General features: G+C 34.4%; 15 protein-coding genes. 13 read left to right on the top strand and 2 right to left on the bottom strand.

What is annotated here, in order from left to right; translation table 11 throughout:
• The first annotated feature begins 99 nt into the window (after window positions 1-99).
• Entirely contained in the window at window positions 100-981 is an 882-nt protein-coding gene (locus AC3E9W_RS07720) for a LysR family transcriptional regulator (protein WP_488767908.1), read from the top strand.
• A gap of 320 nt (window positions 982-1,301) precedes the next feature.
• The gene (locus AC3E9W_RS07715) at window positions 1,302-2,591 is read left to right on the top strand and encodes a DUF2130 domain-containing protein (RefSeq protein WP_488767906.1); all 1,290 of its coding nucleotides are present in this window, start codon (window positions 1,302-1,304) and stop codon (window positions 2,589-2,591) included.
• Window positions 2,592-2,862: 271 nt separating this feature from the next.
• On the opposite strand, the gene AC3E9W_RS07710 is transcribed toward AC3E9W_RS07715, so the two are convergent.
• Complete coding sequence (locus AC3E9W_RS07710) at window positions 2,863-3,645, bottom strand: META domain-containing protein (protein WP_488767904.1); 783 nt, start codon at window positions 3,643-3,645, stop codon at window positions 2,863-2,865.
• Window positions 3,646-3,914: 269 nt separating this feature from the next.
• Here AC3E9W_RS07710 and nirB point away from each other — a divergent pair, with 269 nt between their 5' ends.
• The 11 genes from nirB (at window position 3,915) to AC3E9W_RS07655 (ending at window position 16,727) form a co-directional block, all read left to right on the top strand.
• A complete protein-coding gene (gene nirB, locus AC3E9W_RS07705) occupies window positions 3,915-6,428 on the top strand; it encodes a nitrite reductase large subunit NirB (protein ID WP_488767902.1) in 2,514 nt (837 codons plus the stop codon).
• Between the two features lie 374 nt (window positions 6,429-6,802).
• A complete protein-coding gene (nirD, locus tag AC3E9W_RS07700; protein ID WP_306160548.1) occupies window positions 6,803-7,180 on the top strand; it encodes a nitrite reductase small subunit NirD in 378 nt (125 codons plus the stop codon).
• Between the two features lie 276 nt (window positions 7,181-7,456).
• Complete coding sequence (locus AC3E9W_RS07695) at window positions 7,457-8,041, top strand: DUF4202 domain-containing protein (RefSeq protein ID WP_488767900.1); 585 nt, start codon at window positions 7,457-7,459, stop codon at window positions 8,039-8,041.
• 10 nt (window positions 8,042-8,051) lie between these two features.
• Window positions 8,052-9,863, top strand: a complete 1,812-nt coding sequence (locus AC3E9W_RS07690; RefSeq protein ID WP_488767898.1) for an ATP-binding protein — start codon at window positions 8,052-8,054, stop codon at window positions 9,861-9,863.
• A gap of 738 nt (window positions 9,864-10,601) precedes the next feature.
• Window positions 10,602-11,261 (top strand): response regulator transcription factor, encoded by a 660-nt coding sequence (locus tag AC3E9W_RS07685; RefSeq protein ID WP_306160553.1) that lies wholly within the window; start codon window positions 10,602-10,604, stop codon window positions 11,259-11,261.
• Window positions 11,262-11,358: 97 nt separating this feature from the next.
• On the top strand, window positions 11,359-12,843 hold the full coding sequence (locus AC3E9W_RS07680) for an MFS transporter (protein ID WP_488767896.1): 1,485 nt from the start codon (window positions 11,359-11,361) through the stop codon (window positions 12,841-12,843).
• 97 nt (window positions 12,844-12,940) lie between these two features.
• Window positions 12,941-14,206, top strand: coding sequence for an alginate export family protein (locus AC3E9W_RS07675; RefSeq protein WP_488767895.1), 1,266 nt, complete (start codon window positions 12,941-12,943; stop codon window positions 14,204-14,206).
• Window positions 14,207-14,343: 137 nt separating this feature from the next.
• Entirely contained in the window at window positions 14,344-14,709 is a 366-nt protein-coding gene (locus AC3E9W_RS07670) for a hypothetical protein (RefSeq protein WP_306160559.1), read from the top strand.
• Window positions 14,710-14,866: 157 nt separating this feature from the next.
• A complete protein-coding gene (locus AC3E9W_RS07665; RefSeq protein ID WP_488767893.1) occupies window positions 14,867-15,580 on the top strand; it encodes an exonuclease/endonuclease/phosphatase family protein in 714 nt (237 codons plus the stop codon).
• A 4-nt stretch (window positions 15,581-15,584) separates the two neighbouring features.
• Entirely contained in the window at window positions 15,585-16,208 is a 624-nt protein-coding gene (locus tag AC3E9W_RS07660; RefSeq protein ID WP_488767891.1) for a class I SAM-dependent methyltransferase, read from the top strand.
• Window positions 16,209-16,217: 9 nt separating this feature from the next.
• Complete coding sequence (locus AC3E9W_RS07655) at window positions 16,218-16,727, top strand: hypothetical protein (RefSeq protein WP_488767889.1); 510 nt, start codon at window positions 16,218-16,220, stop codon at window positions 16,725-16,727.
• Window positions 16,728-16,776: 49 nt separating this feature from the next.
• On the opposite strand, the gene AC3E9W_RS07650 is transcribed toward AC3E9W_RS07655, so the two are convergent.
• Window positions 16,777-17,481: a Crp/Fnr family transcriptional regulator gene (locus AC3E9W_RS07650; RefSeq protein WP_306160569.1), complete on the bottom strand. Its 705-nt coding sequence runs from the start codon at window positions 17,479-17,481 to the stop codon at window positions 16,777-16,779.
• Window positions 17,482-17,650: the final 169 nt, after the last annotated feature.

Genomic DNA, 17,650 nt, shown 5'->3' with positions numbered 1-17,650 from the left:
GGACTGCGAGAGACTTATTTTTTCTTTTTCCAAAACTAAAAATTCAATATATACTTTAAAAATACTATTTTTATCAATTAATAATACTTTTAAAGTATCATGGAATTACGTCACTTAAAATACTTTCTGGCTGTTGCCGAAGAACTGAACTTTACCAAAGCATCAGAAAAACTCTTTATTTCGCAACCACCACTAAGCCGTCAAATAGCCGAATTGGAAGACGAGCTTCAGGCAAAGCTTTTCATCAGAAACAATAAAAAAGTAGAACTCACCGAAGCTGGAAAATATTTCGAAAAAGAGGTAAAAGAGATTTTTCAAAACTTAGAGCGCATTTCAGTAAAAACCAAAAAAATTGCAGAAAACGTTTCGGGCGAATTTAGAATCGCTTATATCAGTTCGATTTATTCGTCTGTAATTTCAGATTTGATAAAACATTTGAAAGCACAATTCCCATACGTAAATTTTAAGCTTTTCGAAATCTCAACCATCAAACAAATCGATGCTTTAGAACAAGGAAAAATCGAAATGGGAATTATTCGATCGCCCATTCATTCACCTAAAATAAAAGCGCATTTATGGTTTAAGGATGGATTTTCTTTGGTCTACAATACGAATTCGGTTTCAATAAAATCAGAAAATGAGATTTTAAAACTGAAAGACGAAACTTTTGTTTTCTTCAATAAAGATTACGCTCCGCATTATCACGAAGTTTTACTGGAACTTTGTGCATTTTATGGCTTTACGCCAAAGATTATTCACGAAGCCAATAATATTAATTCAATCGTACAATTGGTTAAAAACGGTTTAGGAATTTCGATTGTTCCGTCCAATATTGCCAAAAATAATCATGATTCAGAGATTGGATTTATTGAATTGAAAAAAGTTAATTTATTTACGAATGTTTCCCTAATAACTTCAAAAGACGATCATTCTGAAATTACGCAATCTGCTGTTGAGTTTTTATTGCCGCAAAGGCGCTAAGGCACAAAGTTTTTTTAATCGCGCAAAGTCGCAGAGGCGCAAAGTTTTTATATCCCTTTTATGTCTTCCTGAGCGAAGTCGAAGGATCTCATGCTAAATCCACAAAGGTTTGATATACAGTATGTGTCCTTCGACTTCGCTCAGGAAGACACACTAAGTGGCCACTTTGTAAAAAAAACTTTGCGCCTTTGCGTCTTCGTGGCAAAAAAAATAGCTATAACAAAAAATCGTTACAATTTAGTACAGAAATCCACATTAGAAAAAGAGAACTTTTAAATACCTTAGCAAATTATAATGCTACAATAATACAATCAATAAAAATGGCTGAGCAATCTTCAATTCAGTGTCCAAACTGCGGAACCCCTATCGATGTCAATGATGTTTTAAAACATCAGTTGGAAGACAGCATCCGTAAAGAGTTTCAACAAAAAGCTAATGTTCAAAACAAGGAATTAGAACTTAAAAACGAACAATTGGAAAAAGCCAAACTGGAATTTGAAGCGAAGAAAAAGCAAGAAAACGAACTTTTTGCTGAACGTTTGGAGCGCGAGAAAAAAACAGCTGAAAAAGAAATTGGCGAAAAACTAAAAGCCAAACTTGAAGAAGAAAACAAAGACCGTCTGCTTTTGATGGAAAAAGAACTCTCTGAAAAATCGGAAAAAATCAGAGAATTGAATAAAATGGAAGGTGAAATCGCGAAACTACAGCGTGAAAAACTGGAAATGAAAGAAGCGATTCAAGCCGAAGCCGAAAAGCAGTTAAACGCGCAACTGGCATTGGAACGTGAAAAAATCAGAAAGCAGGAAGACGATAAAAACGAACTTAAATTTAAAGAACTTCAGAAACAGCTTGAAGAACAAAAAAAGCTGACCGAAGAAATGAAACGCAAACAAGAACAAGGTTCGATGCAATTGCAAGGCGAAGTAATGGAATTGGCAATTGAAGAATGGCTGGCAAACAACTTTCCTCTTGACAGTATAGACGAAGTTAAAAAAGGTGCAAATGGTGCCGATTGCCTTCAAATCGTAAATACCCGTGAACATCAAAATTGCGGTTCAATTTATTACGAAAGCAAAAGAACAAAAGCTTTTCAGCCTTCATGGATTGAGAAATTCAAAAACGATATTCGCACCAAAAGAGCCAATATCGGAGTTTTAGTAACCGAAGTTATGCCTTCTGGAATGGAACGAATGGGAATGCGCGACGGAATCTGGATTTGTACTTATGAAGAATTTAAAGGTTTGAGCGCTGTTTTACGTCAATCACTTATTCAAATTAATCAGGCAGTTCAGGCGCAAGAAAACAAAGGTGATAAAATGTCGATGTTATATGATTTCTTAACCAGCAACGAATTCCGTTTGCAGATTGAAGGAATCGTAGAAGGTTTCACGCAAATGCAAAGCGATCTCGATTCTGAAAAAAGAGCGATGCAGAGAATCTGGAAACAGCGCGAAAAACAAATCGAAAAAGTAGTCCATAATACTTTAGGAATGTACGGTTCGATTCGAGGTATTGCCGGAAATGCGGTTCAAAGTGTAAAAGCTTTGGAATTGGATTTTGTTGAAGGCGACGAAGAAGAAAATGACGAACCGAAGGAATTGTTTGAGTGATAGAAACAATGTTAGTCTAACGAATTTCACACAATATTGTCATTTCAACGAAGGAGAAATCTCCGCAAGTAGCTCCGCATCGAAAATACAATCTTTGTAGAGTTTCTCGCGAAGATTTCTCCTTCGTCGAAATGACAAAACTACGCGAAAAATCTCTCGCAGATTTTGCAGATATAGATAAAAATTCATTTAATCTGTGAATCCCGATAGTTATCGGGAGTGGCAGAAAAAAATCTCCAAAATCAGCTAAATCTGCGGGAGAAAAATAATTTTAATCCACTTTCTTAAAAACAGCCAATTTCGCAGAAGGATTGGACAAAGTCAATTGATTATTTCCAATAGAATAGGTTGTTGTGCTTTGCAAAGCTTTCAAAAACTCCCCTTCTTTATTTCCTTGCGGACACGCCATTAAGGTCGAAATCACTTTTGTAAATCGCAGTAAATCCTTTTCATAAAAGATTTGTCCACTAATCGCATTGCATCCGCCAAAACCAGAAAATCTATTTTCTGACGAATTAATTTCGATTCTTGGCATTTCTTTTTGAAAATCAGTAGCAAAAACTTTATAACCATTCAATTCTTCCAAAACCCAAATATCATGCAAACGATAATCGGTAAGATATTTTCCGCAACCACTAAGTTTCTTCGTTTCTAATTCTGAATTATTCTTGATTTCAACTTTTACACTATAAGGAGAAATCGCGCCAGACATCGAGTCTTGACAATCCACCTGCTGAATTGTAATCGTTGCCGAAGTGCTTTCGTTACTTACTTTATACATTTTTACATTAGCATCCATTGCCCTAATTGCATCAACAGCAGGAAAAGTTATTTTTTCTTTACCAGCTATTAACGACGTAAAAACAATTTCCTCATTCCCTATTTTGATTCCCCAAAACGGTTCATTTCCAGTTCCTTTAAAATAATATTTTAAATCTTCTTCTGTAGAAATTGTTGAAGTGGTTCCGGCAACTCCTGCAGCTTCTTTATTTGCTGTCGTTTTACAGCCTATCACTAAAAATGAAAACAACAATATTGAAAGTATTTTTTTCATGAGATCTCAGTTTAAAAATGTTCCTTTTTTCAAAACACCTATAAAATTCCTATGAATTTACGACATTTTTTTGAAATGCTTATTTAGAATGTTTTCAAATTTAAAAAAACTAAGTAACTGCAAAATCACTCAAAACCCGCACTACGTAAAAGATTAAGTCAAAATACGTAGTAATCGAAACACACATTGTACTTAAAAAATAAAATATTTACGTATTTTTATAAGTATAAATACTTATATTTGCGTAGTAATACTTAATTAAAGAAATCATGATTAGAGTAATAGTAGTTGGAAACGGCATGGTTGGTTATAAATTTTGCGAAAAGTTTGTTGCAAAATCAGGACAAGAAAAGTATCAAGTGACAGTATTTGGAGAAGAACCAAGGCGAGCTTACGATCGCGTTCACTTAAGCGAATACTTTGGAGGAAAAACAGCTGATGATTTATCACTATCAACAACTGAATGGTACTTAGAAAATAATATTACTCTCAATACATCTGAATTAATTACAGATATTAATCGTGATGCAAAAACAATTCATACGCATCTAGGAAAAACACATACGTACGACTACTTAGTTTTAGCGACAGGTTCTTCTGCTTTTGTACCGCCAATTGATGGTGTAGAAAAAGAAGGTGTTTTTGTATACAGAACCATCGAAGATCTGGATGCAATTATGGCTTACGCCAAAAAGATAAAACAAAAAGGCGCTACAGAAGCGGCGGTTTTAGGAGGCGGACTATTAGGTTTAGAAGCTGCAAAAGCTGTTAGAGATTTAGGATTGAATCCGCATGTGGTGGAATTTGCTCCGCGTTTGATGCCAAGACAATTGGATCAAGGCGCAAGTGATATGCTTCAGTCTAAGATCGAAGAATTAAACATCGGAATTCATCTGAATAAAGCAACGCAATATATTGACGGAAAAGAATGCATAACCGGAATGATGTTCGCTAACGATGAATTGTTAAAAGTCGATATGCTGGTAATTTCTGCTGGAATTAAACCTCGCGACGAACTAGCAAGAGTTTCAGGATTGGAAGTTGGCGTAAGAGGCGGAATTGTGGTTAACAATCAAATGCAGACTTCAGATCCAGCGATTTTTGCAATTGGTGAAGCGGCTCTTTATAATCATAATATTTACGGACTGGTTGCTCCTGGTTACGAAATGGCTGATGTCGCCGCAGAGCAAATCTTGAATGGTGATAAAACTATGAGAGAAACCATTGATATGTCTACACAATTAAAATTAATTGGTGTTGAAGTGGCAAGTTTTGGTGATCCTTTCATTGAAAATAATGAGGTTACGGCAATTATTTATGAAAACAAATTAAGTGGTGTTTACAAAAGAATCAACGTTACCAAAGATTCTAAAAAATTGTTGGGCGGAATTTTAGTCGGAGATTCTAGCGATTACAATTCACTTTTCCAGATTTACATTAACGAAATGGCATTGCCTAAAAATCCAGAAGATTTGATTTTAGGTTCACGCGACGGTTCTGAAGGTTCTTCAATGGGAAGTGTAATGGATTTGCCAGATACAGCTGTAATCTGTTCTTGCGAAAATGTTACTAAAGGCTCAATTTGCTGTAAAATTTTAGACGAAAGCTGTGCCACTTTTTCAGATGTTGTAAAAGCTACAAAAGCAACTTCAGGATGCGGAGGCTGTAAACCAATGGTTTCAGACTTGGTGAAAGCAGCTCAGAAATCATTAGGAAAAGAAGTAAAAGAAGTTATTTGCGAGCATTTTAGCTATACACGTCAGGAATTATTTGATTTGGTTAAAATCAACAAATACGAAAATTTCTACGATGTTCTGGATCATCACGGAAAAGGCGACGGATGCGAAATCTGCAAACCGGTTGTTGCTTCTATTTTCTCTAGTATTTACAACGACACTGCAAATAAACACGTTACAACTCAAGATACAAACGATAGATTTTTAGCTAACATTCAAAGAAACGGAACTTATTCTGTTGTTCCGAGAGTAGCCGGAGGTGAAATTACAGCCGAAAAACTAATCGTAATTGGCGAAGTGGCAAAACAATTCGATTTATATACTAAAATCACTGGAGCACAAAGAGTCGATTTATTCGGAGCGCATTTAAGTGACTTGCCAAAAATATGGAAAATATTAATAGACAATGGTTTTGAAAGCGGTCACGCATACGGAAAATCACTTCGTGCCGTAAAAAGTTGTGTTGGAAATGCATGGTGCCGCTACGGAATGGACGACAGTGCCGGATTTGCCATCGAACTAGAAAATAGATACAAAGGAATTCGTTCTCCTCATAAACTAAAAGGCGGTGTTTCAGCCTGCATTCGCGAATGTGCCGAAGCACGTGGAAAAGATTTCGGATTAATCGCTGTTGAAGGCGGGTGGAATTTATACATCTGCGGAAATGGCGGCGCAAATCCAAAACACGCTGTTTTATTAGCCGAGAAAATCGACAAGGAAACTGTAATTAAATATATGGACCGTTTCTTAATGTATTACATCCGCACGGCTGGTCCGCTGATTCGTACTTCAACTTGGTTAGAAAAACTAGACGGCGGTTTAGAGTATTTAAAACAAGTAATTATCGAAGACAGTTTAGGAATCTGTGAAACGTTAGAAGCTGAAATGGAGACTTTGGTAAATACTTTCGAATGCGAGTGGAAACAAGTATTAGAAAAACCAAGATTATTGAAACGTTTCAATCATTTTGTGAACTCAGACGAAAAAGACGACAACATTGCTTTTGTTCCATTAAGAGATCAAAAGGCGCCAAAAGCGTGGTCATAAATAAAATAATAACCACAAAGAGACATAGATTTTGCGAACCCAAAAAGACATTTCACTTTCCATTTAAATGATTTTCTTTTGACAATTCTTTTTTCAAACTAGTTAAATCTATGTCTATGTGTTTAAAAAATCAGCTCCAAAAAAAGAAAAAAAACTTTGCGACTTTGCGACTTTGCGCGACTAAAAAATAAAGAATAGAAATAAAAAACTTAGCGCCTTTGCGTCTTCGTGGCAAAAACAATAAGCTCCAAAAAAAAGAAAAAAAAATAAATTAAACGTTTGCTGTCCTTCTTACCCTCTTTTTTACTGCGCCATCATAACTCTCATGATTGTAAAAAGAGGGCTAAGAAACAGGAAATAAAACAAAAAGCATCATGGAAGAAATCTTAAATCAATACGAAACTGTACACGCGAGCGATGCGACAATTTGGTTCAAAGCGGGCAAAATTGAAGATTTTCCAACCAATCGCGGCGGCTGTATCAAATACAAAAACAAGCAAATCGCAATTTTCAATTTCGCGCGTCGCAACGCTTGGTATGCTTGCCAAAATGCATGTCCGCACAAAATGGAAATGGTACTTTCAAGAGGAATGACTGGCTCAACAGACGATATTCCGAAAATTGCCTGCCCAATGCACAAAAAAACCTTTTCACTTGTTGACGGTTCCAACCTAAACGGCGACGATTATCGAATTGCAACATATCCTGTAAAAATTGTAGAAGACGAAGTTTTCGTAGGCTTTGTGGATTAATTTATATGCCACAGATTATACAGATTAAAAGGATTATTTTTTTCTTTTAGCCACGAATTTCACAAATTACACTAATTTAATTCGTGCCGATTCGTGAAATTCGTGGCGAAAAAAATTATGCACAAAGATCTAATCCTTTCAATCTGTATAATCTGTGGCAAAAAAAATTACACATAAAGTTTAACACTTTTATTTTGTGGCAAAAAATATCCATTCGTGAATTCGTGGCTAAAAAACTTTATTCCGTATCTTTGAAATCTATTACTAAACCAAAAAATGACAACACCTTTCCAAAAAGCAAGCGAATGGATTGATGCTGAAAACGCTCAAGATCCGAACATCGAAATCGATCAAAATCAGGAATATCCTAAAGAATTGCTATATTCCAACAGGATGTACAAAAAACTGATGCAGTTTGAACCCAATGCTTCAGAAGAAGTTCAGATTGCCTCAAAAGCACAGCACATTTGCAGATGGAAAGTTGCGAGAGAATCATACCCAATGGATCGTGTTGGTTATTTAAAATGGAGAGAAGAACTGAAAAAATTTCACGCCAAAACTACTGCAGGAATTTTAGAAAAAGCAGGTTACGATCAGACCTTTATAGATCGCGTTTCTTTTTTAATCGAAAAAAAACTACTTAAAAAAGACGCCGAAACCCAATTGCTTGAAGACGTGATCTGTCTGGTGTTTTTAGATTATTACTTAGAACCTTTCGTTCAAAAACATGATGAAGAAAAACTAAAAAACATCATCAAGAAAACTTGGGATAAAATGTCGGACAAAGGACATGCCGAAGCCCTTAAAATCAAATATTCTGAAGAGAATTTAAACCTTATAAAAGCATCTTTAGGATTGTAAAAAGATTTAAATGAAGAAAAGCAATCAGGAAGCTGCAGAAAAAATCACTTTCAAAAATTTACGACGACTGTATTTTTTTGCGCTTCTTACTATTGCCTTAACTATAATTATCAGTCAGTTCTTGGTTCAATACAATCTGAACCAACAATTAAGCGATTCTAAAATCATTAACTTTTCTGGAAAGCAAAGAATGCTGAGCCAGAAAATTGTCAAAGAAGTTCTCATTTTACATTACGTTTCCGATTCGGCTACAGCCAAAAAAGCTTCCCATTTAAAAGAGGTTTTAGAACTGTGGAAAAAGAATCAAAATGCACTCGAAAATGGAAATGACAGCCTCGCTTTTCCGAAAGAAAAAAGTGAAACCCTCAACAAACTCTATCTGGAAATCAATCCGATTTTCAATAAAATAGCACAAACAACGGATTCTTTTCTACTGAATTTACAAGAGAAAAAATCAGTTGCTGAAAATCAAAAATTGGTTCAGACCATTTTAGAAAACGAAGGCCTTTTTCTTTCTAAAATGAATCAGATTGTAACCCAATACGATCTTGAAGCACACGAAAAAGTAACCGAACAGCGCCGAATCGAATATTGGATTTTTGGTTTTACCTTATTGGTTTTACTTTTAGAATTTTTCTTCATTTTCAAACCAACCAACAAAAAAATCGAAAGATTAATTGCCCAGCTTTTATCTTCTGAAAAGAAAGCTTTAAAACTGGCATACGACACTGAAATTATCAGTGAAATTAAAGAAAACTCGGTAAAAGAGCTGAAATCGCTTAATTATGCGATGGAAAACACTTTGCTGTACTGCCGAATTTCGCCAGACGGTTCCATCATTCATATTGGAGAAAAATTTGCAAAACTGCTTAATTACACCAAGTTTTCATCCAACAAAAAATTCTCAGAAGTCTTAACCGAAGACGAAAAAGAGCAGGTGAATTTTGATCGCTTAATCTTCGAAAAACAAAGAAGTGGTTGGCAAGGTGAAATCAAAATCATTAATAAAGACGAAAAAGAAATCTGGCTCGATTTATCGATGGTTCCCGTTATGATCAAAAAAGACGAACTGGAACTTTTAATTGTTTGTTTCAACATTACCGAACGTAAAAAAGCACAGCGCGAAGTCGAACGTTTGAATCTTGAAAATACAACAGAAAAAATCAATCAGCAGAAGATTATTTCAAGCAAAATTGTTGAAAATCAGGAAAACGAACAAAACCGAATCGCCAAAGAAATTCACGACGGAATTGGACAGATGTTAACGGGTTTAAAATTCAGTTTGGAAAGCATCAATCTCGACGACAGAGAAAAATCGGAACAAAAAATTGAGTATTTGAAGAAACTTTCTTTGGATATTATCAAGGGCGTCCGAACGGCAACTTTCAACCTAATGCCACCAGAATTGAGCGATCACGGAATCGTTTCGTCTTTATCAAAACTAACACAAGAACTTTCAAAACTTACAGGAAAAGAAATCCTTTTCTACAACAAAACCGATTTTGACCAGCGCTTAGATTCCTTAATCGAAATCAACATTTACCGTCTCACGCAGGAAGCCATCAACAACGCCATAAAGTATGCCGAATCGTCGCATATTATAGTGCAACTTTCTCACAGTGAAACATTGTTAAGTATTATAGTAGACGACAATGGCAAAGGTTTTGATGTCAACGCAGTCCACAAAAAACGCAATAGCGAATCTGGAATGGGTCTCTTATTTATGAAAGAAAGAATTCAATACATTAACGGCCGCGTTTTCATGAACTCCATTCCTGGAGAAGGAACCCGAATTACATTCAACATTCCAATTTTAAAATGAGTCAATTGAGATAATTTGTCAATTAGATAATTATTTAAAGTAACTGATAGTAATTATCTAATTGACTAATTGACCAATTATCTAATTAACACATTATCTAATTAAAATAAGGGCGAGCCACCATCCCGACAAAAAGGGAAATTTACTTTGCGCTAATACCCCTTTTTCTCAGGATGCTGTCGGGCTATCCGCGCTACTTCGGTAGCCAGCTTCTATCCCTCTCGCGGGCAGTCGTTTTCAGAAAATGTTTTTATTAATTCAGATATCATAAAAATAAAAATCAATTGCCTACAGCTTTAGCTGGAGGAACATAAATAAGTCCTGAAAAGGCTTTAGCCAAACTTACACATTTGGCTAAAGCCTTCTACTTTATCTCTAAAAACCTCCAGCTAAAGCTGGAGGCAATTGAACGCAATATTATAATAAATAACACCATTTTTATTATTCTGAGGAACGAAGACACAAGCGACAGCGAATTGGCGAAGCAATCTTCGCGAGAAACTCCAAAATCTAAATCGACAATCTTTGTAGAGCTACTTACGAAGATTCTTCGTGCCTCAGAATGACAAACTGGAAGGAACTAACTTTGTCAAAGTTGAGTCCATCAGCAATTGGAATTTGGAATTTTCAACATTAGAAATTTTAATATTGGAATTTACTTTTAAAAAAAGTACGTATATTAGCATCTTCTTTTTAGATGAATATACGTAAAAATCGAGAATCAAAATTAAGTAAACTATGAGTAATAACATTCGTGTAGTACTGGCAGATGACCATGTTTTTGTTAGAGACGGAATCAAATCTTTACTGGAAAACGAAGCAAACATTGAGGTTGTAGGTGAAGCAATAGATGGTGCAGATGCGCTAGAAGTAGTTGCTGCGACAAAGCCTGACTTACTTATAGTAGATATTCGTATGCCTAACTTAACGGGCATTGAGGTAGTAGAAAAACTTAGAAGCGAGAATAACAACGTAAAAATCATCATGCTTTCAATGCACGAATCGGAAGAATATGTGTTAAAATCTATAAAAGCGGGAGCCGACGGCTATTTACTAAAAGGCTCAAGCAAAGAAGAATTCTTAAAAGCACTTCATAGTGTTTCTGGTGGCGGAAAATATTTCAGTGGGGATATTTCTTCTATCCTAATTGGTCAATTAACTAGTTCTTCGGCATCATTAGAACCTAAACAAACTTTAGGCGAAGAAATGATGATTACCAAAAGAGAAAAAGAAATACTTACTCTTTTATTATCTGGAAAAGGAAACAAAGAAATCGCCGAAGCTTTAGACATCAGCAAACGAACTGCCGAGGTACACCGTTTCAACTTAATGAAAAAACTGAAAGTGAAAAACTTAATGGAACTTTCAAATAAAGCAGCTGAGTATTCTTTGATTTAAAAAATACGTATAAATACGTAATTATTTTTCAAAAACTGCGTTTTAGCAGGTTTTTACTAAGTTATAGTACTTACTTTTACATAAAAATATAAGTACTATGAAAAATTCAAACTCACTATCGCAATCACACAAAATTTTATTTTTGAACACATTGGCATTTACAGTGTGTTTTGCCTGCTGGACATTAAATGGTGTTCTAGTAACTTTTTTAGTTGATAATGGAATTTTCCATTGGGATGTTATTCAAGTAGGATGGCTTTTAGGTATTCCAATTTTAACTGGCTCTATCATGCGCCTTCCAATCGGAATCTTGACGGATAAATTTGGCGGAAAATATGTTTTTTCACTTTTATTACTGCTTTGTTCTATTCCGCTGTTTCTTCTTCCCTATGCTGACAGTTTTGCAATGTTTGCTTTACTAAGCTTTCTATTCGGAATGGTCGGAACTAGTTTTGCAGTCGGAATTGGCTATACCTCAATCTGGTACCCAAAAGAATGGCAAGGTCGCGCACTCGGAATCTTCGGAATGGGAAATGCAGGCGCAGCTATCACTACTTTTCTTGCTCCTTCATTACTAAATCATTTTTCAATTGACGATCCGCAAAATGGATGGAAAACACTTCCTATTATTTATGCTGTTTCATTAGTCGTAATTGGCATTGCTTTTTTAATTTTCGCAAAAAATAAAAAAATAGAAAGCAACGGAAAAACTATTTCTCAAATGCTAACTCCATTAAAATCACAAAGAGTTTGGCGTTTTGGAGCCTATTATTTCTTAGTTTTTGGCTGTTTTGTAGCCTATTCACAATGGTTATTGCCAAACTTCATGAACGTTTACCAAACGAGCTTGGTTATGGGAGGTTTATTTGCTACCATGTTTAGTTTGCCTTCTGGCGTAATTAGAGCTTTTGGCGGTTACTTGTCTGATAAATTCGGAGCAAGAAAAGTAATGTATTGGGTTTTGGGTTCTTCAGTAATTTTAAGTGCTTTATTATCGATTCCTAAAATGGAAATCACCACTTCTGGTCCAGGAATACTAGCCGCTAAGAAAGGCGTTGTTAATGAAATTAATGATAAAACGGTAAAAATTGGAGATAAAGAATATCCGATTGCACAAAAAACCGCTAACACGGCTGAAAATACCATTTTTCCAACTTCCTCGAGCTGGCAGGATGTCGTTGTGTCACACAATCAAAGTGTTGCAAAAAAAGAACTGATTGCTAAAGGTGTAACAGTCATTAAATTTGATGCCAACATGTGGGTATTTCTAGTTTTAGTAATTCTGATCGGAATTTCTTGGGGAATCGGAAAAGCAGCAGTTTACAAACATATTCCAGAATATTTCCCTAGCGAAGTTGGTGTTGTAGGCGGCATGGTTGGTATGATTGGCGGGTTAGGCGGATTTTTTGGTCCAATTATCTTCGGATATTTATTAACCGCAACTGGAATCTGGTCAAGTTCATGGATTTTCATTTTAATATTTTCTACTATTTGTCTTGTTTGGATGCATTTCACTATTGCACAACTATCTAAAGAAAAACAAATTAAAGTAAGTAAAGCAAAATTAGAGCCTGCTTATTAGACTTAAATTAAAAAAAAATTAGAAATATGATTTAAATCATATTTAAATGACGGCTTTTTCTTATAAATTTACACTAAGAAAATAAACATGACAATTTATGAAAAAACTTAAACTAGTTTTAATACTTATAATAGGATTAAGTATTGATCTTCAGGCTCAGGAATTGGATGCAAATCTGCAGATCAGACCGCGTTTTGAATATAGAAACGGATACAAAACACTTTTGCCAGAAGGACAAAAAGGAACTTCGCAAATTTCGCAGCGTTCTCGCTTGAATCTAAATTTCAAACAAGACGATTTAACGGTGAGACTGACTTTTCAAAATACCAGGACTTGGGGAGATGTTGCCCCTGCAACTACTGCCGATAAAAATGGCGTAGCTGTATTTGAAGCTTGGGCACAATATAATTTTACCGAAAAGTGGAGTGCAAAAATGGGACGACAAGTGCTTTCTTACGATAATCAGCGTATTCTTGGAGAAATGGACTGGGCGCAACAAGGGCAAAGTCATGACGCGTTAACGATTACTTATAAAACCGAAAAACAAAAGTTAGATTTTGGAGGCGCCTATAATTCAACAGCAGAAAATGTGTTTCAGACACCTTATACTGTTGCTAACTATAAAGCAATGCAATACGCTTGGTATCACAATCAATTTAGCAGTGATTTAGGTTTAAGTTTTTTAGTATTGAATACTGGATATGAATATACAAGGACTACTGCTCCTACTGAATTATTATTAAGCTACAAACAAACTTTTGGTACTTACCTTACTTATAAAAAAGATAAAATTGACAGCAACTTTTGGCTGTACGGACAAACAGGAAAAAGTAGTGATGCAGAAGTAAGTGCCTATAACGTTGCCGCTAATTTTAACTATGCTATAACTGATTCCTTTAAAGCTGGTTTAGGTTATGAATTTTTATCTGGAAAAGATTCAAACGACGGAAGTACAGTGATTAAATCGTTCAATCCAATATTCGGAACCAACCACGGATTCAACGGTTACATGGATTACTTTTATGTTGGAAATCACTTAAACAATGTTGGGTTGCAAGATGCTTTCGTTAAATTGGGTTATAATGTAAACAAATGGCAATTTGCTTTAATGCCACATGTATTCTTATCTGCTGCTGATGTGGTTGTGGCAAACAACAAAATGGATTCGTATTTAGGAACGGAAATTGATGCAACTTTTGGTTACAATTTCAAAAAAGATATCACAGTTACAGGAGGTTATTCTCAAATGTTTGGCTCTAAAACATTAGAAGTTTTAAAGTCTCCTGGTTATGCAGGCCATACTAACAACTGGGCTTGGTTAATGATTTCTGTGAATCCAAGAATTTTTAGCTGGAAAAAATAATTTTTCTATAAAATTAGCTTCTATATTTTACCCTTTTCCTATTTCGGAAAAGGGTATTTTTTTTAATGTAATAAATACACATTATATGTTTTAATTATTTATATTTGAGCCGATTAAGAACCCCAAATTCTATCCTAATGAAACCATTTCTAAAATTATCTATGTTAACCTTTTTGGTTACCCAAACTGGTATTGCCCAAAAATTTAATGATGCCTTGATTTCAAAAGGCTCAGAAATAAATTTTGCAAAAACGCAAAAAAGAGGCATTAAAAAAAACAACATTGTTTACTATGTTGAAAATGATTTACAAACCATTTCTGCTTACAAAAGAAAGAAATTGAAATGGCAAACCAATGTGATTTCTATTTGCGGAAAACCGAAAAAAGGAACTCCTGAAATAAGATATGTTGGTTATAATTCAGACAGGCTACTTATCGTGATGGGAAAACATCATTTTGCAGAAATTGATATCAATTGCGGCACAACAAGACTTGTTGGTTAAGATTACAGAACTACAATAAATTAAATTTACAAATAATAGAATGCCCTTTTCCTGATCTTGAAAAAGGGCTTTTTTTGTTGTAAAAAGAAACATTAAAATATTAATAATTAGGTATATTTGATTTCACTTTTTAATTATTTTTTTTTAATTAATATGTATGAAAATCATTGCTTGGAATTGCAATATGGCATTCAGGAAAAAAGCTCAATATATTCTAGCTTTCAATCCTGATATTGCCGTAATTTCTGAATGTGAAAATCCTGAAAGGTTGAAATTTCCAGAAGACGCAAAATCTCCTTCAGATATTCTTTGGTATGGAACAAATCCGCATAAAGGAATTGGTGTTTTTTCATACGGAGAATACAAATTTCAATTAATGGAATGCCATAATCCAAATTTCAAAAATATTCTCCCAATTGCTGTTACAGGCGGAAAAATTGATTTTACCATGTTTGCTATTTGGGCAAATAATCCAACAGATAAAGATGGTCCTTACGTCACGCAAGTTTGGAAAGCGATTAATTATTATGAAGATTTGATTAAAGAAACAAATACCATTTTAATTGGAGATTTTAACAGCAACACGATTTGGGACAAACCAAGACGAGAAGGAAATCACACTACAGTCGTAAATAAATTAGCAGAAAAGAATATTTTCAGCACGTATCATAAATACTTCAATCAAATTCAAGGTAAAGAAGCGCACCCAACCTGGTATCTCTATCGTCATGAAAACAAACCATATCATCTTGATTATTGTTTTGCTTCAAATGATTTTATCGAAACTTTAGAAAATGTCGAAATCGGACGTTATCAAGACTGGACGATGCATAGTGATCATAAACCTTTAATAATCAAATTCAATATATAACACAATGAACAACACTTGGACAAAAAGATGGGATGACCGTTACAAAAGCGAAGAATTTGCATACGGCGAAGAACCCAACAATTACTTAAAAGAACAAATTGAAAAATTAGAAATTGGTTCGATTCTTTTTCCTGCTGAAGGCGAAGGACGAAATGCTATTTTTGCAGCAAAATTAGGCTGGCAAGTTTCGGCTTTTGACATTAGTGAAGAAGGCAGGAACAAAGCGCTTCTTCTCGCTAAAAACAATAATGTTTCGATTGATTATCAGGTTGGCGAATTAGAAACTTTGGATTTCGAAGAACAACAATTTGATGCGATTGCTTTAATTTATGCTCATTTTCCTGCTGTTCTAAAATCTAAAATCCACAAACAGTTGGATAAACTTTTAAAGAAAGACGGAATAATTATTTTTGAAGCTTTCAGTAAAAAACATTTAGAATACGTAACCAAAAATGAAAAAGTCGGCGGACCAAAAGACATCGAATCTTTATTTTCTATTGAAGAAATAAAAGCCGATTTTCCCGATTATGAAATCATAGAATTAGAAGAAAAAGAAATTGAACTTAGTGAAGGTTTATTCCATAACGGAACTGGATCTGTGATTCGATTTGTTGGAAGAAAAAAATAAGAAATAATCATGCATCAAAAAATAGTAGTTATATTTTTATTCCTATTTGTTCAAGCTTTTGGGCAAGAAAACACAACTCTTACATCTCAAGATTTATACGCTAAAGATGGACTTGTTTACAAAGTCAGTAATGACTCTATTTTTTCAGGATCCATAGAAAATCGTCGATCAAATGATGTTTTATTATCAAAAACTGATTTTAAAGAAGGCCGAATAATGCTTTATTCTGAATATTATAACAAAAGCAAAAAGGGTATTCCATGTAGAAAAATATATTATCATGAAAATCTTGTTTTAAAAAAGAAAAAAGAAGACAAATTAGATTTTGACGGAAAGATATATCTCTCGACTTATTTTGATGAAAATGAAAACAAAATTCTAGAGGAATCTTTTTCAGAAGGTAAATTAGTTTACAGTTGCGAGTATAAAAACGGGAAGAAAAATGGAAAACAATTTTGTTTATCTAAAAATGGAGAAGAATTAAATTTCATCTACGAAAATGGTAAAAAAGTAAAATAAAAACTAAGAGCAAAGTCTTAGCATCTTAGAATCTTAGTAGCTTAGAACCTTAAAAATACTTATGCTCCATAATTTCTGAGCGAAGTTTTTCGGCATGAATAATCCCAACACGTTTTCCTTCGGTTTTAATCAAAGCTTCTTTTTTAAGGCTGGATAAAATACGAATCGCCTGTTCTTCTGTAGTTCCGGCAAAGTCGGCCATTTCCTTTCGCGAAAGCTCAATATCAATTAAACCATTAGTTTGTCCGAATTTGCGATGAATATACAATAGCAAATCAATCACACGCTCGCGGACATTCATGTGTGCAATTTTGCGGATATTATTTTCACTTTTGTTTAATTCTTCGGCATAAAACAACATCAAAGTATAAGTAAACTCAGGAACGTGCTGTAAAATTTCCAGCATCGTTTCGTTGCTGAAATTACACAAAACCGTATCTTCTAAGGCATAAGCACCAATCAGATAACGTTTGCTCGTACCGAATCCGCGGAAACCGATAATATCACCGTTTTTAGTTAAACGCACAATTTGTTCACGGCCGTTAATTCCGGTTTTGACGGTTTTAGCTTTTCCTTTGCAAATAAAATAAAGCCCTTGCAAAGGCGCACCTTCCGTAATAAATCGATCCGATTTTTTGCAGATTATATTTTGCTTTTTAGAAATATAATTGGTCATCTGCTCTAAATGCAGATGCTTCTTTATAAAACAATTCTCATTTGTACAGGAATAACATACAGCTTGCTCTTCTTTCATGAGTTCTAATATTTAGCAGATTAAAAACTAATGTGTTGTTCCTCATTTATTTTCATCAAAAATAAAAAAATAAATTCAAAAATTAAGTATTAATACGTAAAAAGTACTTATTTTTGCATAAGTACTTATCTAAAGTAAGACTATTCAATAAAAGTAGTATCTCTAAATA

The sequence above is a fragment of the Flavobacterium sp. 38 genome (genome assembly GCF_057799715.1).
This window is presented reverse-complemented; position numbering and strand designations above follow the sequence as displayed.